Origin of the sequence: Phyllobacterium trifolii (assembly GCF_014192095.1) — a bacterium.
In the GTDB taxonomy this organism is placed as follows: domain Bacteria; phylum Pseudomonadota; class Alphaproteobacteria; order Rhizobiales; family Rhizobiaceae; genus Phyllobacterium; species Phyllobacterium trifolii.
The window spans coordinates 332,105-351,668 of sequence record NZ_JACHXN010000001.1 but is presented as its reverse complement, the minus strand read 5'-3'; the positions used below and the strand labels follow the sequence as shown (position 1 = coordinate 351,668).

At 57.6% G+C, this 19,564-nt stretch carries 15 protein-coding genes; 8 read left to right on the top strand and 7 right to left on the bottom strand.

The annotated features are described in order from the left end of the window. Positions 1 to 18: 18 nt before the first annotated feature. Positions 19 to 723 carry a class I SAM-dependent methyltransferase gene (locus FHS21_RS01770; RefSeq protein ID WP_112530812.1) on the top strand — a complete coding sequence of 235 codons (705 nt, stop codon included), beginning with the start codon at positions 19 to 21 and terminating at the stop codon, positions 721 to 723. Positions 724 to 744: 21 nt separating this feature from the next. Here the strand turns inward: FHS21_RS01770 and FHS21_RS01765 are convergent, their stop codons facing one another. Beyond that, positions 745 to 1,704 (bottom strand): GGDEF domain-containing protein, encoded by a 960-nt coding sequence (locus FHS21_RS01765; RefSeq protein ID WP_112530965.1) that lies wholly within the window; start codon positions 1,702 to 1,704, stop codon positions 745 to 747. Between the two features lie 188 nt (positions 1,705 to 1,892). On the opposite strand from FHS21_RS01765, the gene FHS21_RS01760 reads away from it, so the two are divergent. Together FHS21_RS01760 and FHS21_RS01755 are read left to right on the top strand one after the other, a co-directional pair. Next, positions 1,893 to 2,657 (top strand): HpcH/HpaI aldolase family protein, encoded by a 765-nt coding sequence (locus FHS21_RS01760; RefSeq protein WP_112530813.1) that lies wholly within the window; start codon positions 1,893 to 1,895, stop codon positions 2,655 to 2,657. A 68-nt stretch (positions 2,658 to 2,725) separates the two neighbouring features. Continuing rightward, positions 2,726 to 3,778: a serine hydrolase domain-containing protein gene (locus FHS21_RS01755; protein ID WP_112530814.1), complete on the top strand. Its 1,053-nt coding sequence runs from the start codon at positions 2,726 to 2,728 to the stop codon at positions 3,776 to 3,778. Positions 3,779 to 4,005: 227 nt separating this feature from the next. Here the strand turns inward: FHS21_RS01755 and FHS21_RS01750 are convergent, their stop codons facing one another. Then, positions 4,006 to 4,926, bottom strand: a complete 921-nt coding sequence (locus FHS21_RS01750) for a DMT family transporter (RefSeq protein WP_112530815.1) — start codon at positions 4,924 to 4,926, stop codon at positions 4,006 to 4,008. Positions 4,927 to 5,248: 322 nt separating this feature from the next. After that, positions 5,249 to 6,448, bottom strand: a complete 1,200-nt coding sequence (gene rnd, locus FHS21_RS01745; RefSeq protein ID WP_183660852.1) for a ribonuclease D — start codon at positions 6,446 to 6,448, stop codon at positions 5,249 to 5,251. Between the two features lie 149 nt (positions 6,449 to 6,597). Between rnd and aspS the strand changes: the two genes are divergently transcribed. After that, positions 6,598 to 8,388 (top strand): aspartate--tRNA ligase, encoded by a 1,791-nt coding sequence (gene aspS / locus FHS21_RS01740; RefSeq protein ID WP_183660937.1) that lies wholly within the window; start codon positions 6,598 to 6,600, stop codon positions 8,386 to 8,388. 75 nt (positions 8,389 to 8,463) lie between these two features. On the opposite strand, the gene FHS21_RS01735 is transcribed toward aspS, so the two are convergent. Beyond that, positions 8,464 to 9,663: an aq_1923 C-terminal domain gene (locus FHS21_RS01735; protein WP_183660851.1), complete on the bottom strand. Its 1,200-nt coding sequence runs from the start codon at positions 9,661 to 9,663 to the stop codon at positions 8,464 to 8,466. Between the two features lie 194 nt (positions 9,664 to 9,857). Here FHS21_RS01735 and parC point away from each other — a divergent pair, with 194 nt between their 5' ends. From parC to FHS21_RS01715, 4 genes are all read left to right on the top strand, one after another. Next, positions 9,858 to 12,137 (top strand): DNA topoisomerase IV subunit A, encoded by a 2,280-nt coding sequence (gene parC / locus FHS21_RS01730; protein ID WP_112530819.1) that lies wholly within the window; start codon positions 9,858 to 9,860, stop codon positions 12,135 to 12,137. 109 nt (positions 12,138 to 12,246) lie between these two features. Then, positions 12,247 to 12,969, top strand: coding sequence for a TetR/AcrR family transcriptional regulator (locus FHS21_RS01725; protein ID WP_112530820.1), 723 nt, complete (start codon positions 12,247 to 12,249; stop codon positions 12,967 to 12,969). Positions 12,970 to 12,995: 26 nt separating this feature from the next. Next, complete coding sequence (locus FHS21_RS01720; protein ID WP_112530966.1) at positions 12,996 to 14,201, top strand: efflux RND transporter periplasmic adaptor subunit; 1,206 nt, start codon at positions 12,996 to 12,998, stop codon at positions 14,199 to 14,201. After that, on the top strand, positions 14,198 to 17,344 hold the full coding sequence (locus FHS21_RS01715; RefSeq protein WP_183660849.1) for an efflux RND transporter permease subunit: 3,147 nt from the start codon (positions 14,198 to 14,200) through the stop codon (positions 17,342 to 17,344). The genes FHS21_RS01720 and FHS21_RS01715 overlap by 4 nt, the downstream gene beginning before the upstream one ends. A gap of 6 nt (positions 17,345 to 17,350) precedes the next feature. Here FHS21_RS01715 and FHS21_RS01710 read toward each other — a convergent pair whose 3' ends face one another. From FHS21_RS01710 to FHS21_RS01700, 3 genes are all read right to left on the bottom strand, one after another. Beyond that, complete coding sequence (locus FHS21_RS01710; protein ID WP_183660847.1) at positions 17,351 to 18,253, bottom strand: DMT family transporter; 903 nt, start codon at positions 18,251 to 18,253, stop codon at positions 17,351 to 17,353. A 90-nt stretch (positions 18,254 to 18,343) separates the two neighbouring features. After that, on the bottom strand, positions 18,344 to 18,775 hold the full coding sequence (locus tag FHS21_RS01705; RefSeq protein ID WP_210283296.1) for a hypothetical protein: 432 nt from the start codon (positions 18,773 to 18,775) through the stop codon (positions 18,344 to 18,346). Positions 18,776 to 18,784: 9 nt separating this feature from the next. Continuing rightward, positions 18,785 to 19,531: an arginyltransferase gene (locus FHS21_RS01700; RefSeq protein ID WP_112530824.1), complete on the bottom strand. Its 747-nt coding sequence runs from the start codon at positions 19,529 to 19,531 to the stop codon at positions 18,785 to 18,787. Positions 19,532 to 19,564 lie beyond the last annotated feature (33 nt).

The window sequence follows — 19,564 nt, the reverse complement described above, 5'->3', positions numbered from 1 at the left end:
GCCGTTTGGAGATTCCCCGTGCCAGAAGATTCCGCTGCAAAGTTCGACGCAGTCCGTGCCAATGAATATGCGCGCCAAAGCCGCATCGCACTCGCAGGCTACGATGCATGCCACGAACTTACCGCCTGCATGCTGGCTGCACATCTCGGCCATGACCGACCGGCTCGAATTCTGGTCGTAGGCGCCGGAGGAACCGCGGGCGAGATCATCGCCTCAGCCAAGCTCGGGCCAAATTGGGATTTTATCGCAGTCGACCCATCCGAGCCGATGCTGGAGCTTGCGCAGAGGAATATTGCCGAAGCCGGCATTCAAACCCGCGTGCAGTGCATGCTGGGCAACGTCTCCGACATACCGGCACAAGAGCCATTCGATGCGGCGGTGATGATCGGCGTGCTGCACCATCTGCCGGGCGCGCAGATGAAGGCCGATGTCCTGAAACAGATATCGATACGGCTGAAGCCGGGTGCGCCATTCGTGCTCGCGGGCAACTATCGCACATATGCGTCTCAGCCCTTGCTCATGGCGGCATGGGCTGAGCGATGGCGGCTGCATGGTGCGAGTTCCTCCGGGATAGAGGCGAAAATGGCAAAGATTCTGCAAGGCGCTGACCCGCCTGTATCCGAAGAAGCCGTATTTTCGCTTCTGTCGGCTGCGCGTTTCGAAGCCCCTTTGCGTTTCTTTTCGAGCCTTTTCTGGGGCGCATGGCTTGTGCAGCGAGTCTAGGCGCATGGTCCATTCATCACGTCAAATTACGCTGATATGGTTTCGCCCGCCGAGCTTCGCCTCATAGAGCGCAAGGTCAGCGCGGGCGAAAAGGTCTTGTGCCGTATCGTCCGCCCGCAATGCCGTGATCCCGACCGAACATGTATAAGCAAGGTCCGGCCAGTTCTGCAAAGGGCGGGCCAATCTGATCCGCTCCAGCACGCGCTCAAGAATGCCGATGCCGGTTTCGAGCGGGGTGTCGGGCAGGATCAGCATGAATTCCTCACCGCCGATCCGTCCGAAACAATCGAGCCGCCGCACGAAACTGTGCGCGTGCCGGGCGAAATCGAGCAAAACCTGGTCACCCGCCTGATGCCCGTAACGATCGTTGATCGCCTTGAAGTGGTCGATATCGAGCACCGCAACACAGCCTTTGACGACCCCGTCGGCTGGCAATTCGCGCCGTGTCAGTTCTTCGAGCCTGGTCATGATGAAACGCCGGTTGCCGACGCCGGTCAGCTCGTCCGTCTGCGAAGCACGCAATGCGAGATCGCGGTCCTGCCGCAAGCGGCGATCATCCGTGCGTAATGGCGTGATATCGTTGGCGATGCAGAGCATCCAGCCATTCGCCTGGACTGTCTCTGTCATCCAGAGCCAGCGGCCATCGACCAGATCTGTCTCGAAGGCACGAAACGGTATCTTTCCGCGTCGCGACTGAGTCGATATCAACCACTCTTCGAAATTCTTTGTCGTGAGCACTGTCCCGAGACCGGCATCGTAGTTGCGCCGCATGAGATCGCCCCAGCTCGGCTGCTCCCCCGGCGCCAGATGGAAGGCCGCCCGCCAGCCCTTGTTGGCGTAGCGCAAAACATCATTTTGGTCGTAAAGAGCGATGAGAACCTGGCTCTCATCCTGCGATAGCAGGAGGTTGTAGAGAATTTCGTCTCTTAGCCCAGTCTCTTCTATGAATTTCTGCTCGTTTCCATCATGGAAAACTGTCATCTGCACCATAATTGCATTGGTGATAGGACTCACATCACGGTTAGTTTACACGATTTCGATCTTACAATCGATTCCGTCACGCATTCGTTCCAAACGTGCTTGGCAAATGTCAGAATTTCACCATCGCCCTTGACCAGTCTGCTCTCAGCTTCCCATACTCGCGCAAAACACCACACGAGGAATCTCCCATGTCGCTCGCATCGCGTCTGAAATCCGGCGAAATCATTTATTCTGGCTGGTCGCATCTGACCGATCCATTTGCCATGGAGGCGCTTGCCCGCACACCGCTCGATGCTGTGCTCTTCGATATGCAGCATGGCCCGCACGATACGGCGAGCGTCGCCGCGCTCACCGGCATCCTGCGCAGCGCTCAAAAACATGCGCTGGTGCGCATTCCGGTCGGTCGTTTCGACATGGCGAGCCGCGCGCTGGATTTCGGTGTCGAAGGCGTCGTCGCGCCGATGATCAACAGCGTTCATGATGCAAAGCTTTTTGCAGCCGCGATGAAATACCCGCCGCTCGGCGAACGCTCCTGGGGCCAGATGCGCGGACGCCCCGCGAGCTATGGCGCTGGCGGCTCCGGCGGATATTTGCGCGAGGTGAATGATGAGACGCTTTCCTTCGCCATGATCGAGACCCGCGCCGCCTATGAGGCGCTCGATTACATTCTTGAGGTGGATGGTATCGATGGCGTGTTCGTCGGCCCGTCGGATTTCTCCATAGCCTGGAGTGACGGGCAGGAAGTGGATGCAGCTTCCGAGGCCATCATCGAACCGCTGACGCAGATCGCCGCGAAGGCCAAGGCGGCAGGCAAGCTCTGCGCGATCTACGCTGCGACGCCAGCGCTGGCAAAACGCTTCGCTGGTCTCGGCTATACCTATATTCCTCTTTCCGTCGACACAGCCTATCTGACCCTTGGCGTGCAGACGTTCCTTGATGCGATCGAGGCGTAGGTCCACGATCACATGCATGTGAGAGCTTGTGTGTTGCTGCCGCTTAACGCTTTCATCAATCTCGGCGAATGAAAAACTTGTCTCCAATCGGCCGCCGGGCATTCCTGATCACGTCTCTTGCCGCTATCGCCATGGCACCGCGAAGGGCCATGTCCCAACCCGCTGCCGCCAAGTTGGACAAGGCTACCATCGACACCATCATGGAGGCGGCAAACGGCTTCCCATCCCTCCATGCCCTGATCATCTCGCGGCATGGCGATCTTGAGCTCGAACACGTCTTTCGCGGCCCTGCCGCCGACCGGCCGGTGAATGTGAAATCCGTTTCCAAGACCATTATCGCGACGCTTATTGGGATTGCCATCGATCGCCGCGTGTTCGCAGGGCTGGATCAACCCATTGCGCCCATGCTCGCGGACAAGTTGCCGCGCGACGCCGACCCAAGATTGCAGGCCGTGACGATTGGCAATCTGTTGTCGATGCAATCGGGTCTCGATCGCACCTCGGGGCCAAATTATGGCCGCTGGGTCGGAAGCAATGATTGGGTCCGCTATGCCCTGTCGCGCGAGTTCGTCGATGAGCCCGGCGGCGGGATGCTCTATTCTACCGGCAACTCTCACCTTCTTTCAGCGTTGTTGACGCGCCAAACCGGACGTTCGACATTGGAGAACGCCCGGGAGTGGCTGGGCAAACCGCTTGAAATCAATATCCCGCCTTGGCCGCGCGATCCGCAGGGCATCTATTTCGGCGGCAACGACATGCTGCTTTCGCCCCGGGCCATGCGCGCATTCGGTGAAATGTTTTTGGCATCTGGCGCAAGCGGTGGCAGGCAGATAGTACCGAAGGTATGGATCGAGGAATCGTGGAAGCCGAGAACAAGTTCACCGTTTACGGGCGACGCCTACGGGCTTGGCTGGTTTGTGTCCAGCGCCGCCAGCGGCAAGCCGGTCTACTACGCATGGGGCTATGGCGGCCAGATGATCTATGTGGTGCCGCACGTCTCGCTTGTGGTTGTGATGACGTCCGACCCTGCAACACCCTCCGGACGATCGGGTTATGTACGGCAGCTGCATGATGTGGTGCGCGAGCGTATCGTGCCTGCTGCTGAAGCGCTCGACAGCTAGTGCACTAGGTTTCGACTGAAATGCACATCCCTCTCCGTCATCCTCGGGCTTGACCCGAGGACCCATTGGGATGCTCAAATCAAAGTGCTGTGTTCGTGTTTCTTCAGAAAGTGTGGGTCCTCGGGTCAAGCCCGAGGATGACGGAGAGGTCGGGATGGGATGAAGGAGAGATAGCGGTAGAAGGTATGTTTCAGTCAAAACTTGAAACCCTCTAGGGATGGGCTTTTTCAAGCCGATGTGACTGCCGCTCTCCGGCGTGTCGGCAGCGTCATTGCTGCGACGCCCGCAATGACGCAGACAAGGCCAATCCAAGCGGTCGGATTGAGGCTTTCGCCAAGGAAGAGTACGCCGATACCGACGCCGATCGGCACACGCAGATAGGCTTGCGATGTGGTGCTGACTGAACCCAGCGTGTGGATCAACCGGAAATAGATCACGAAGGCGAGGGCGGTCGAAAAAATCGACAGGCCAAGCAGTGCCAGGATCGAGTGTGTCGATGGCACGATGGTCCAGGGCTGGTCGATGACGAGGCTGACCGGAATGAGCAGCACCGCGCCGCAGAGGAGCGAGCCGGCGGCCGGCATCATCGGATCGAGCCCCTTGAAACCTCTCCCGAAGATCGCCGCCGCGGCATAGGATATTGTCGCGGCCACAATCGCCAGTTGCGCGAGCGCTTCCTTGCCCACTCCGTGAAACGCTTCAAGACCGATGATGAGACTGATGCCGATGACACCGGCTACCACGCCGAAGAGCTTACGGGCCGTCACGGCTTCATGACGCGTGATCAGGACGGTCAAAAGGAAGGCGAAGATCGGCGTCGTCGAGTTGAGGATCGTTGCAAGTCCGGCATTCACCGTCAACTCGGCCCAAGCGATGAGCGTGAACGGAACGACGCTGTTGATGCAGGCCTGAATCAGAAAGCGCTTCCAGATGACAGGGTCTCGTGGCAGCGATAGTCCGCGCAGCTTTATGATCGCCAGAAGCAACCCGCCGGCGATGAGCGTCCGCGCCGCGATAAAGGTGACCGGCGGAATGGTTTCGACGCCGATCTTGATGAAGGTGTAGGACGCGCCCCAGAGCGTCGCGAGAACGGCGAGGAGGGCAACTTCTTTGGCGAGCGACGGGGCAGGGAGCATCGATGTGGTCATGATGGTTTACTCAATTTTTGCTGCGTGAATATTGTGCGTGGTTCGACAAGCTCACCATGAGGGAGTGAGTGAGTTGCAAGAGCCGAGAACAGCAACCTTAACGATTATCACTGCAATCAACCCTTCTCCCTCATGGTGAGCTTGTCGAACCACGCACATGATCCATGCAAGAAATCGGTGGCTCGATGCTTCGATCAGGACCGAACTATAAGTCTCGAGAAAACCTGTTTTGGTCCGGGACAGAAATCACACAAGAGTTTGCGAATCCTGCACACGAATGATCGATTCCTATGCAAGAATCATCGAATCCGGCGCAAGAATTTCAATCGGCAGTAGAAATTTGGTTGTTTTCGGTTGCGGTTTTGGCGTCCGGCCATTCCACGGCGCGTATCTTCTTGTTCTCGAATTTGAGGCAGAGCTCGCCATTGATGAGCTGCAGCGCCTTCTCGCCAAACACTTCGCGCCGCCATCCCTGCAGCGCCGGAATGTCATCCGCATCGCCTTCCGCCGCGATCCTGTCGATCTCGTCGGTGGTCGCGACGACCTTTGCGGCAACGCCGTGCTCCTCGGTAACGAGCCGCAACAGCACCTTCAAAAGCTCGGCCGCTGCACCTGCGCCTTCTGGTGACTGCACGGATTTTGGCAGGCGCGGCATGTCTTCCTTAGGCAGATCGAGCGCAAGATTGACGGCATTGAGCAGGCCCGTTGCCATGTTCGAACGCTCCCAACCCTTTGGAATCGTTCGCAAACGCGACATCGCTTCCGCATCGCGCGGCTGTTGCTGGGCGATTTCGTATATGGCGTCATCCTTGATGACACGGCCGCGCGGCACATTGCGTTCGCGCGCTTCCCGTTCGCGCCAGGCGGCAACACTGCGCAGGACGGCGAGCTCCACCGGCTTGCGCAGCCGCATCTTCAGCCGCTTCCAGGCGTCATCCGGATGCATGTCGTAGGTCTCGCGTGCGGTGAGGATCTTCATCTCATCGAGAACCCACTCGGTGCGGCCTTCCGCTTCGAGACTGCTCTTCAGATGCAGGTAAATGTCGCGCAGATGGGTGACGTCGGCCAGCGCATAGTCCAGCTGCTTTTCCGAGAGTGGGCGCCGCCGCCAATCGGTGAATCGCGACGATTTATCGATCTGCGCTCCAACGATCCGTTGCACCAACTGGTCGTAAGCGATTGCATCCCCGAAGCCGCAGACCATCGCCGCAACCTGTGTGTCGAACACGGGATGCGGGATCAGATTGCCGAGGTGAAAGATGATTTCGATGTCCTGGCGCGCGGCATGGAAAACCTTGACGATTTTTTCGTCGGCCATCAGCTTGAAAAACGCAGCAAGATCAAGGCCCGGCGCCAAAGCATCGACGATCGCCGTGTGGTCAGGCGAGGCGAGCTGTATAACGCAAAGCTCCGGCCAGAACGTGGTCTCCCGGATAAATTCCGTATCGACTGTCACGAAATCGGATTGGGTGAGGGCGGCAACAGCCTGTTCAAGCTGATCAGTGGTTGTAATCATGGTCATGAAATTTCTATAGCGAATGGATATGCGTTTGTCTCCGTCCCAATCCTGATCTTGACAAATCACCCTCAAAATGCGCTTGTCCGCGCAAATTCCTGGACCGCTTGCGGGGCTTTCCACGCATGTCCATCCCACTATCAGAGGCACTTATCATGCACCGTTACCGCAGCCATACCTGCGCCGCCTTGCGTAAATCGGACGTAGGTTCAACTGTTCGTCTTTCCGGCTGGGTTCATCGCGTCCGCGATCATGGCGGCATTCTCTTCATCGATATCCGCGATCATTATGGCTTGACGCAGATCGTTGCCAATCCGGATTCGCCAGCCTTCAAACTGGCAGAAACCGTGCGTGGTGAATGGGTTATTCGCGTTGACGGGGAGGTCAAGGCTCGCACGGACGACACGATCAACCCCAATATGCCGACTGGTGAGATCGAGGTCTTTGCCCGGGAAATCGAGGTGCTGTCTGCCGCAAAGGAACTGCCTTTGCCGGTATTCGGCGAGCTCGACTATCCGGAAGACATTCGCCTGAAATATCGCTTCCTCGATCTGCGCCGCGATAGTTTGCACAAGAACATCATGTCGCGCACCAAGATCATCGCCGCCATGCGCCACCGTATGACCGATGTCGGTTTCACCGAGTTTTCGACGCCGATCCTCACCGCGTCGTCCCCGGAAGGCGCGCGCGACTTCCTCGTGCCGAGCCGCATTCATCCCGGCAAATTCTACGCACTGCCGCAGGCACCGCAGCAGTACAAGCAGCTGATCATGATGTCCGGTTTCGACCGCTACTTCCAGATCGCGCCGTGCTTCCGCGATGAAGATCCGCGCGCCGATCGTCTTCCAGGCGAATTCTACCAGCTCGATATCGAGATGAGCTTCGTCGAGCAGAATGACGTGCTTTCGACCATGGAGCCCGTATTACGCGGCGTTTTCGAGGAATTTGCCGACGGCAAGCCTGTTACACACGAATTCCCGCGGATCACCTATGACGACGCCATGCGTAAATATGGTTCGGACAAGCCTGACTTACGCAATCCGATCGAAATGCAGGCGGTGACCGAACATTTCGCCGGTTCCGGCTTCAAGGTTTTCGCCAACATGATCGCCAACGATCCGAAGGTCGAGGTTTGGGCGATTCCGGCCAAAACCGGTGGTTCGCGCGCTTTCTGCGACCGCATGAATTCCTGGGCGCAAAGCGAAGGCCAGCCGGGCCTGGGCTATATCTTCTGGCGCAAGGAAGGCGACAACCTTGAAGGGGCAGGCCCTCTTGCCAAGAACATCGGTCCGGAACGCACCGAAGCGCTGCGCATGCAGCTCGGTCTCGGCGACGGCGATGCGGCCTTCTTCGTTGCTGGCGATCCCAAGAAGTTTGTGTCCTTTGCAGGCGCCGCCCGCACACGCGCCGGCGAAGAACTGAACCTCATCGACCGCGATCAGTTCAAGCTGTGCTGGATTGTCGACTTCCCGTTCTTCGAGTGGCTCGAAGACGAGAAGAAGATTGATTTCGCTCACAATCCATTCTCCATGCCGCAGGGTGGAATCGATGCGCTGGAAAACCAGGACCCGCTGACGATCAAGGCTTTCCAGTACGATATGGTCTGCAATGGCTTTGAGATCGCCTCGGGCGGCATCCGCAACCATCTGCCGGAAACCATGGTCAAGGCTTTTGAGGCTGTCGGTCATTCGCGGGAGGCGGTCGAGGAACGTTTTGGCGCTCTCTATCGCGCCTTCCAGTATGGCGCGCCTCCGCATGGCGGCATGGCGGCTGGCATCGATCGTATCGTTATGCTGCTCGTCGGCGCAAAGAACCTGCGCGAGATCACGATGTTCCCGATGAACCAGCAGGCAAATGATCTCTTGATGAATGCCCCGTCGGACGTATCGCAGGCTCAGCTGCGCGATCTGAACATTCGGCTCAATCCGGTGAAGAAAGAGCTTTAAAAACCTCTTCTAACTGACTCCAGTAAAACAAAAAGCCCGGCATTGCTGCCGGGCTTTTTCATTGATTAGTTTCGATTACTGGTTTGCGTTAACCGTGACGCCGAGGGTCTTGATCAGCGATTTCGGATCGGCCATGCCGCCGGCAGCGATAATCGCAAAGGGCACCGGCTTTGCCGGAGCTGCCTTGACCTCGATGTTTTTGGGATCATCGAGATAGGCGTTGACGGCGGCCGCAAGCGATTGGGCGAATTCGGCATTGCCGAGTTGCGCCGCCGCCATTGGCAGTATCATCTTGGCTTGACCGATGAGATCACTGCGCTTGGCACCTTGCTGTTTGGCGACATAGTCGAGCACCTTGTTGGTGAGCGAGGCATCATCGAAACGGATGGACGCACCGGTAAAGCTCAGCTGTTGCATCAGGCCAAGCATGGCCATGTTTTTGGCGTTATCATCCTTGCCGTCCATGTTCTTGGTGGCTTCCTGCATTCCCTTGATGAAATCGAGGGTATAGCCCGAGATGTCGACCTTGATGCCAAGCGTACCAGCATCGTCCGCGACAAAGTCCATTTTTTCCATATTCAGCCGCCCATCAGACATATTCCATGTCCCCGCGGCATCGATCTTTCCAGAAATGGTCTCGTATCCGAGCGCTTTCAGCGCGTCTTTGGTCTTTGGGTCCTGGACATCAGAGAGATCCGCCTTGAAGCTCGCGACATTGCTCGTGAACGTAATGGGAGACGTCTCTGTCAGCGGAGAGATCGTCGTAATCAAATCATCGGCCGCGAAAATGTCCTTGCCCTTGGCGTTGACAGCAATGTGCTTGATCTCGGCTTTCTCGTATTGAAAAACCTTGGCCAATGGCTCCGCCGCACCCTCGGGTGGAAGTGTAATGCCCTGGAGGTTGATTCCCTGAACGCTTATTTTGCTGTCTGGCTTGGCTGGCGGAGTGTAATTGATATCCGGCATAGCCAATGTTCCGATCTTGAAACCGCCTCCCGACACGTCCGTGACGTCGCTAAGCGTAATATCGCCGACTTTGAAGGTTTCCTTCATGCCTGCGGTCGACAGTTTCGTGTCCTGAAGAATGACGGTGGAGTCATGCGTTTCCACATGGCTGTACTCCATCGTACCGCCCTGTTCGCCATAAAGAGCCTTCAAGCGGGCTGCAACCGCGTCGCCATCGACCGCATAGGCCGAACCCGCAAATAAAACGGAGAGAGCCGAGGCTGCTGCAAGAACGCGCAAACCCGACTTCACAGGATGGATTGGAGGCATGTTTTGATCCCTGTTGTTTTCAACCATAACGCATCAGGAGCGGTAAGACTGTGATGCAATTTGGGCGTTACAAAGTCAGATTTGAGGTGTGGACGCAAGGTGTATGCAATTGAACGTTGCAATGATCGCCACCAGCCTGTGATCTTGGCGAATCATTGCTTGCCCGCGATTCCGCGAGTTGATAGTCCATTGGCATGGGAAAAAGCCTGATTCCGCCAGACAATGGCGATGATAATGTGGAACCGGTCGATCTGAAGGCGGCGCTGGAAGAGCGCTATCTTGCCTATGCTTTATCGACGATCATGCACCGCGCCCTGCCGGATGTGCGCGACGGGTTGAAGCCGGTTCACCGCCGCATCATGCATGCCATGCGCCTGTTGCGTCTCTCGCCCGATCAGTCCTATGCGAAATGCGCGCGTATTGTCGGCGAGGTCATGGGTAAGTTCCACCCGCATGGCGACCAGTCGATCTATGACGCGCTGGTGCGGCTGTCGCAGGATTTTGCCGTGCGTTATCCCGTTGTCGACGGGCAGGGCAATTTCGGCAATATCGATGGCGATAATCCAGCGGCGATGCGTTACACCGAAGCGCGGATGACCGATGTTGCCATGCTGCTGCTCGAAGGCATCACTGAGGACGCAGTTGATTTCCGCCCGACGTATAACGAGGAAGACGAAGAACCGATCGTCCTTCCCGGCGCATTTCCCAATCTGCTTGCCAATGGCTCTTCGGGCATCGCAGTTGGCATGGCCACCTCCATCCCGCCGCATAATGTGTCGGAGCTCTGTGCGGCAGCGCTGCACCTGATCAAATATCCGGATGCGACGGTCGAAGAACTGATGTCGCAGACCGAGGATGAGGACCCGCTAAAGACCAAAGTTCGCGGTCCGGATTTCCCGACTGGCGGCATCATGGTCGAGACGCCGGAGGCCATTCTCGATGCCTACAAAACCGGGCGCGGCGGGTTTCGCCTGCGTGCACGCTGGCAGGTCGAGGATCAGGGGCGCGGCACCTGGAATATCGTCGTCACCGAAATTCCGTATCAGGTGCAGAAATCACGGCTCATCGAAAAGATCGCCGAGCTGCTGATTGCGAAGAAGCTGCCGCTGCTGGACGACGTGCGCGATGAGTCCACGGAAGACGTGCGCCTCGTACTGGAGCCCAAGAGCCGCAGCGTCAATCCAGAAATCCTCATGGAATCCCTGTTCAAACTCACCGAGCTTGAAACGCGCTTCCCATTGAACATGAATGTGCTTTCGAACGGCAAGGTACCGAACGTCCTGTCGCTGCGCGATGTGCTGAAGCAATGGCTAGAACACCGGAAGGACGTCCTCATAAGGCGTTCCCGCCATCGTCTTGGCGAGATCGAGCGCCGGCTGGAAATCCTTGGCGGCATGTTGATCGCCTATCTCAATATCGATGAGGTCATTCGCATCATCCGCGAGGAAGATGAGCCGAAGCAGGAAATGATCCGCCGCTTCGAACTCACCGACAACCAAGCTGAAGCCATCCTCAACATGCGTTTGCGTTCGTTGCGTAAACTCGAGGAATTCGAGATCCGCAAGGAATTTGACGGCCTGACAGGCGAGAAGAAGCAGATCGAGGAACTGCTGGGATCCGACGCCAAGCAATGGCAGACGATTTCCTGGCAGATCGCCGAGATGCAGAAAAAGTACGGCGCGGATACGCCCCTCGGCAAACGCCGGACCACTTTCGCCGATGCACCGCAGCATGATTTGACAGACATGCACCATGCCATGATCGAGAAGGAGCCGGTAACGGTCGTCGTCTCCGAAAAAGGCTGGTTGCGCGCCATGAAGGGGCATCTGGCGGACTTCTCGACGCTGACCTTCAAGGAGGGCGACAAGCTCAAGCTCGCCTTCCACGCCGAGACCACGGACCGTATCCTCGTCCTGACGACCGGCGGCAAGTTCTATACCATCGGAGCGAACAGCCTGCCGGGCGGGCGGGGTCACGGTGAGCCGATCCGGATCATCGTCGACATGGAGAACGACCAGGATATCGTGATGGCCTTCGTGCACAATCCGGAGCGAAAGCTGCTCCTTTCGTCACATGTGGGCAATGGCTTCCTTGTGCCCGAGGCCGAGGTAATCGCCAACACGCGCAAGGGCAAGCAGGTGATGAACGTCAAAGCGCCTGATGAAGCTCGTCATTGCATCCCGATCAGCGGCGATAGCGTTGCGATCGTCGGCGAAAACCGCAAGATGCTCGTGTTTCCCCTTACCGAAATTCCAGAACTTGCACGCGGAAAGGGTGTTCGTCTGCAACGCTATAAGGATGGCGGCGTCGCTGATATCCGCGTTTTCACGATGGAGCAGGGGCTGACATGGCAGGACGCTTCCGGCCGCAGCTTCACCCGCGGCAAATTGGAACTACTGGAATGGGCTGGCCCGCGCGCGACTGCAGGGCGCATGGTGCCAAAGGGTTTCCCGCGCTCCGGCAAGTTTTCCTGACGACTCGTTCAGTTTGTCGAAAATGAAACGAGAGCGATCATTCTCGTATTGATCTTCCATTGTCCATCGTGTAAATGAGAGAGAACGTTCTCTCTTTTTTCGGTGCTCTATGGTTGATCACGTCCTGCCAAAGCAGGCTGCAAACATTTCAGCGGATGCTGCGGACGACGAACCTCGTTGTTTCGTCGCCAAACTCTTCGGCAAGCGAGCGCGCAATCGCGAGGCGCAGGAAGAACGCATCCTCACCGCTGCCATGAATTGTTTCATACGCTCCGGTTTTCGTGGCGCTTCCATGAACGAGATCTGCTCGGAAGCCGGCATGAGCCCGGGAGCGCTCTATCGTTATTTCCCTTCGAAAGAAGCGATCATCGAGAAGATCGCCGCGACTCACCGCCAGCAAAGTGCGGAAATTCTCGCACGGATGTCGCAGTCAAATAATATCGTTGATGCCATCACGAATGTTGGCCTCGATCACGTACGCAAGATGTCGATGAATGACGAGGGGCCAGGCCCTCGCGATTCCAGCGCCCGTCTTTTCGTCGAGGTGCGCGCCGAATCCATGCGAAACGAAAGCGTTGCCGCCATCTGTGAACTTCATGAAGGCCTGATGCGCGAAGAGCTTCTCGCAGCATTTTCTGCAGCGAAGGAACGCGGCGAGATCGATCCTGTCACCGATCTGGACCTCGCTGTGGCGTCACTGGCTGCCATGGGCGAGGGGATCATAATGCGTAATTTTCCCGCGCAAGGCGTACCGCTTGAGGCGCTGGAGCCGGTGTTCCGCGCGCTCGCCGTCGGCTTGCTGCGACCGACAAAATCTTTGGCAAACAAATGAATATTGCTCTCACCCCGGGTCTTCCAATGAGCCAGAATAGCAAAAAAGTACTGATTTCCCTGGCTCTTGCCTTGGGCCTTTCATCGTCCACGGCCACCAGCGGATTCGCAGAGGAGAAAACGGCAGCAATTCACGAAGCCAAGCCGCCGGTCATCAATGTCATCCCTGCCGGCATCAATGAAATGGTCGCAACGCTCACCGTTACGGGTACTATTGTGCCTCGTCAGGAAGTGGCAGTCGGTACCGATGTCGCCGGTTTGCTTGTTCTGGAGCTTAATGCCGATCAAGGCGACGTGGTGAAAGAGGGCGATATCCTCGCGCGCCTCGATAAATCCTCGCTCGAAATCCAGCTGGCTCAGATCGAAGCGCAACGCGCCCAGGCCGATGCATCCATTGCCCAATCCGAGGCGCAGATCGTCGACGCCGAGATTGCCGTTCGCCAGGCTCAGGAAGCTCTGGAGCGGGCGCGTGCCCTGTCGATGAAGGGCATCAACTCCAAAATGGAACTGGACAATGCCACGAACGCGCATGACAGCGCCAATGCCCGTCTCAACACGGCCCGGCAGGCTCTGTCAGCCACCAAGTCGCAATTGCAGCTCGTTGCGGCCCAAAAGCGCGATGTCCTGTTGCGACTGGAGAAAGCCGATGTGAGGGCGCCCGCAAGCGGTGTGGTCTTGAGCCGCAATGCACTTCTCGGTGGTATCGTCTCTTTCAATGCCGGCCCTCTGTTCCGCATCGCCCGTGATCGCGATTTCGAGCTGGCGGCCAATATTCCTGAGGTCGATCTGCCGCGCTTGAAAGAAAACATGCCGGTTTCCGTCCGGGTGTCCGGCTTGGACGACCCTGTCGCCGGCCGTGTCCGCCTGATATCGCCGGAGATCACCGCAAGCTCGCGTCTCGGTTCGGTCAAAATCGCGCTCGACAGGAATGCATCGATCCGGCCCGGCAACTTTGCCCGCGCGGTAGTCGAGTTGACCCGTCGTGAAGGCGTCAACGTTCCCCTTTCTGCCGTGGTCTACCATGGCACTTCGGCGCTCGTGCAGGTGGTCAAGGATGGTGTCATCGAAAGCCGCAAGGTTGAACTTGGCATTCGCAATGATCGTGCTGTCGAAGTGCTGCAAGGCCTTGGCGAGGGCGAAGATGTCGTGGCGCGTGCCGGTACGTTCGTAGCCAATGGCGATCGCGTCACGCCTGTCCGGATAGCCGACGAGGCGACGGGGGCCATCAAATGAACTGGAACATTTCCGCTTGGTCCATCCGCAACCCCGTTCCGTCGATCCTGCTGTTCGTCGTGCTGGTGGTGCTTGGCCTGATGGCCTTTGCGAAGCTGCCCATCACACGCTTTCCCAATATCGATGTGCCTTTGATCTCGGTCTCAGTCACCGATCCAGGCGTGGCGCCGACAGAACTTGAAACGCAGATCGCCAAGCGGGTCGAGGATTCGGTGGCGAATATCACCGGCGTCAAGAATGTCACGACCAATTTGACCGAAGGCAATTCCACGACGCTCGTGGAATTTCGGCTCGAGGTCGATACACAAAAAGCGTTGAACGACGTCAAGGACGCAGTTTCGCGTATCCGCGATGACCTTCCCGCAACGATCAAGGAACCGATAATCAATTCCGTCGACGTGGAGGGGTCTGCGATCCTGACTTACGGCGTTTCGGCGCCGACAATGACGTCGGAAGAGCTTTCCTGGTTCGTCGATGACAAGATCCTCCGCGATATCCAGGGCCTGAAAGGCGTTGGCCGTGTCGAGCGCTATGGCGGCGTCACGCGTGAAATCCGTGTCGCGCTGGATCCCGATCGATTGACCGCACTTGGTGTGACGGCTGCCGATGTCAATCGTGCGCTGAAGTCGATGAATGCCGATCTGACTGGCGGGCGCGGCGATCTCGGCACCACCCAGCAGACGATCCGCACGCTTGGCGCCTCGCGCACGCTTGATGATTTGCGAGCGGTGGAAATCCCTATTGCTGGTGGACGCTCCGTACGGCTCGATCAGCTCGGAACGATCACCGATGCCTATGAAGAGCCAAAGTCCTTTGCGCGTGTGAACAACCAGACGGTGGTATCGCTTGGCGTCTTCCGCGCCAAGGGTGCGAGCGATGCCGATGTCTATGCGCTCGTGCAAGCCCGAATGGATCAGCTGCAGCAGAAATATCCCGACGCGCGTTTCAGCATCATCGATAATTCGGTGAACTACACCTATGGCAATTATGAATCCGCAATGAGTTCATTGGTGGAAGGCGCATTGTTGTCGATCGTCGTGGTCTTCCTGTTCCTGCGCAATATCCGAGCTACCCTGATTGCAGCCATCGCCTTGCCGTTGTCGGCAATCCCGACCTTCTGGGCGATCGACATGCTCGGATTTTCGCTCAATCTGATCAGCTTGCTTGGTATCACGCTGGTGACGGGTATCCTTGTCGATGATGCCATCGTCGAGATCGAAAACATCGTCCGGCACATGCGTTCCGGCAAATCGCCATATCGTGCGTCGCTCGAAGCCGCCGACGAAATTGGCCTCGCCGTTATCGCCATTTCGGTGACCATTATCGCTGTCTTCGCGCCGGTCAGCTTCATGAGCGGCATCGCCGGGCAATACTTCAAGCAGTTCGGCCTGACGGTGGCCGTCGCAGTGTTTTTTTCGCTGCTCGTCGCCCGTCTGATAACGCCGATGATGACGGCCTATCTTCTACGCGATGGCAAGAGCCTGCACCACGGTGAGCAGGAGACCGGCTGGATCAAGGCCTATACACGTTTCCTCACCGTCACGCTGCGCTATCGATGGCTGACGTTGCTCAGTGGGGTGGCCATATTTGCCGTCTCCATCTGGGCCATGGGCTTTCTGCCGGCTGGTTTCGTGCCGCCGCAGGATGAAGCGCGCGTCGCCGTCAGTCTCGAGCTGCCGCCCGGCGCACCCATCGATGAAACACGCCGGGTAACTGACGAAGCGGCATCGCTGGTACGCGAAATTCCCGAAGTCCAGCAAACCTATATAACCGGCGGCGCCTCGCCAACCGGCTCCCTCGACACCCGCCGCGCAACGATGATCGTCAAGCTCAGCCACAAGAGCGAGCGAGAACGCACGCAGAAGCAGGTTGAGGTCGATATTTTCAACAAACTGTCGCAAGTACCTGATTTGCGGGCAAATTTCGTCAATGATCGCGGCGAGCGGGAATTCGCTGTCGGCGTCATCGGCAGCAATGGCGACAAGGTCACCGAACAGGCTCGCTCACTGCAGAGTGCCATGACCGCGACTGGCGACTTTCAGGCGGTCTCGTCGACAGCAGCGCTTGATCGACCGGAAATCATCGTGACGCCGCGCATGGACAAGCTGGCGGAGCTGGGCATCTCCACGACAGCGCTGTCGGATGCGTTGCGTGTTGCAACGCAAGGAGATCTCGATCCTAACCTTGCCAAATACACCGTCGGCGATCGCCAGATACCGATCCGCGTTCAGCTGACCGAAGAATCGCGGCGCGATCTGTCGATTCTCAGTACGCTGACCGTAACCACACCATCGGGAGTCGTGGTGCCACTGGAATCCATTGCCCAGATCAGTTTCGGGCAGGGACCATCCTCGATCGAGCGTTTTAATCGCGAACGGCGTATCGTTGTCGGCGCCAATATGGCGAACGGAAAGGAGATCGGCGAGGGGCTCTCCATCGTCAAGAACCTTCCGGAGGCGAAATCCATGCCGGAAGGCGTGCGTATTCAGGAAACCGGCGACGCCGAAGTCATGGGCGAGGTTTTTGCCGGGTTCCGCGATGCCATGATCATGGGCCTGATGCTGGTGTTCGTCGTGCTTATCCTGCTGTTCGGCAGTATTTTCCACGCCTTCACCATTTTGATGTCATTACCGCTGTCGATCGCCGGTGTCGCCGTCGCGCTGCTATTGACCAATAATTCGGTCTCCATGGCGGTCGTCATCGGTATTTTGATGCTGATGGGTATCGTCACCAAAAACGCTATCATGCTCGTCGATTTCGCGATCGAAGAGGTGAAACATGGCATACCGCGCGATGAAGCGATCATCGATGCAGGCCGCAAGCGTATCCGCCCGATTGTCATGACCACGATTGCCATGTCGGCCGGGATGCTGCCAGCAGCCATGGCTTTCGGTGATGGCGGCGAATTCCGTGCGCCGATGGCGATTGCGGTGATTGGCGGCCTGTTGATCTCGACCGTCCTGTCACTGGTGTTCGTGCCCTCTTTCTACACGATCATGGATGATGTCAGCCGCTGGACAGCGAGTGTATTCCATTGGTCGTTCCGTCCGAACAAGCCGGATGAGCCGGGGATCACCGTTAGACCCGGGATACACACCGTTCCCCTGCTTCCTTCGAAGCCTGCGATTGAGGCGGCAGAGTAGGTAAGATCAGATCGGATGGCGAACCAGGCCTGCCATCCGTGACCTCTTGCGCACGTGATACATCTGCCAAAGCGAATGACCAACAAGTGACGCGATGATGATGATCCCGCCCACAAGGGTCGGATCGCTGGGCTTTTCAGCAAAGACCAGCCAGACCCAGATTGGCGTCAACACGGTTTCCAGCAAATAGAACATGGCAACTTCAGGTCCCGAAAGAAACCGTGGGCCAGCGGCGAGGCAGAGAAAGGCGAGGGTCGTCACGACCGCGCCGTTGAAAATGATCCAGCCGGGTACTGCGACGGTGTAACCATTCTGCGAGACCATGAAGGCGGCGACGATCATCGGCAATATCGTGCCGATGATCGCAGCGAAACCCATATCCTTGCCCGAAGAGCGGCTGACCGTGATCGCCGTCGAAAGGATGAAGGTGGACAGCAGCGCCACCAGATCGCCGAACACATGGCCCGACGATAGCCCTTCGCGAACAATTATACCGACGCCGATCAGCATGAAGAACATGGCGATGAATGTGACGGTCTTCGGCCGTTCTTTCAGGAATACCCAGGACAACAATGCTGAAAACACGGTGTTGAAAGCCAGGATGAAGACAAGGTTAGCCGTCTTCGTATTGTAGACCGCGATCATGAAACAGATCGAGGTGAGCCCGTAGAGGCCCGCGACCAAAAACCCGACGCGGCCCGGAACAATCGTACGCGCGCGGCCTGTCGCAAGACTCCACAGCGCCCAGATGACAAAAGCGCTGATAAATGTCGTGCCGCTGCGCAAAAGCAGCGTCGACCACGTCTCGCCTTCACCGAGCCTCAGCAGGGGAATATCGGCGGACAGGATCAATCCGCCGAGGCCAGTGATAAGCAGACCTTTGCGGTGATCGAGATGAAGTTGAGACATGCGGCGGCGCTTCCCGTATTTTTGTTATGCCGCGTGGTCTAGCCGGAAGGACAATCTTCGTCCAGAGGCCGCAAGAACGTAAACCGAAGTTCAGCGATACAGGACGTGCTCGAATGGCCAGGATGTTTTGAGCCAGACGGAAACCGCCTCGTACAGCGGAGTGTCGAGATGCGCGCGGTCGGCGGTGACCCATGACTTCACAACCGTTATCGCCGGGTCTTGCTTTGAGGGATAGATGTAGACGCAGCCGATCACCTGCGAACCTTCCAGCACCGTATAGGTAAAGCCGGTGCGGTTGGTGAAATCGCGAGCGTGCTCTTCGAGATCGCCAAGATTGGCTTCGAGACTCATGCCTTGCAGTGGCGGCCAGTCGCTGAAACCCGGCGTTGCAAGGATGTGGGGAATGCTCGAGGACCACGCCTGGTGATCCGACAGATTGTGCTGCGGCCCGAGGGGCTCGAGCCGGAAGCCTTGCCCATCAAGTCCGACTGGGGGCACAAAATTGGCTGGTACAAAGCTCATCGAGGCGATCTAATCCTGGCGTTCCCAGCCTTTTGTGCCGAGATGTTCCTGCGGTTTGTAACGGATTTTATATTGCATCTTGCGCGAGCCCTCGACCCAATAGCCGAGATAGACATGCGGCAAACCGGCAGCCGCGGCGCGCTCTATATGATCGAGGATCATGAATGTGCCGAGTGAGCGGGTTGCATGCTCCGGGTTAAAGAAAGAATAGACCATCGACAGCCCATCCCCCATCACGTCCGTCAGGGCGACAGCGATGAGTTCGCCTTCGCCCTTTTTGGTAATGAAGGAATCCGGTCCGCGCCGCCTGTATTCGATGATTTGTGTCGGCACATGCGTATCCTCGACCATCATCGCATAGTCGAGCACCGTCATTTCCGACATACCACCCTTGTTGTGGCGCGCATCGAGATAATGCCGGAACAGCGAATATTGTTCGGTAGAAGGTTCGGCGTGGTGGATATTCCCAATCAAATCGCGGTTGCGGTTCCAGACCCGGCGCATGGACTTGTCCTGCTTGAACTCGCCCGCCAGGATACGTACCGATACGCAGGCTCTGCAGTTCTCGCAGGCCGGGCGATAGGCGATGTTTTGCGAGCGACGAAAGCCGCCCTGTGTCAGCAGCTCATTGAGTTCTGCGGCGCGACCGCCTACGAGATGCGTGAAGACCTTGCGCTCAAGCTGACCCTCCAGGTAAGGACAGGGCGAAGGCGCTGTCAGGAAGAACTGCGGTGATTGCTGCGGCTGATGGGTCATCCAAGGTCCTGAGACGGTCGTAACACCTATAGA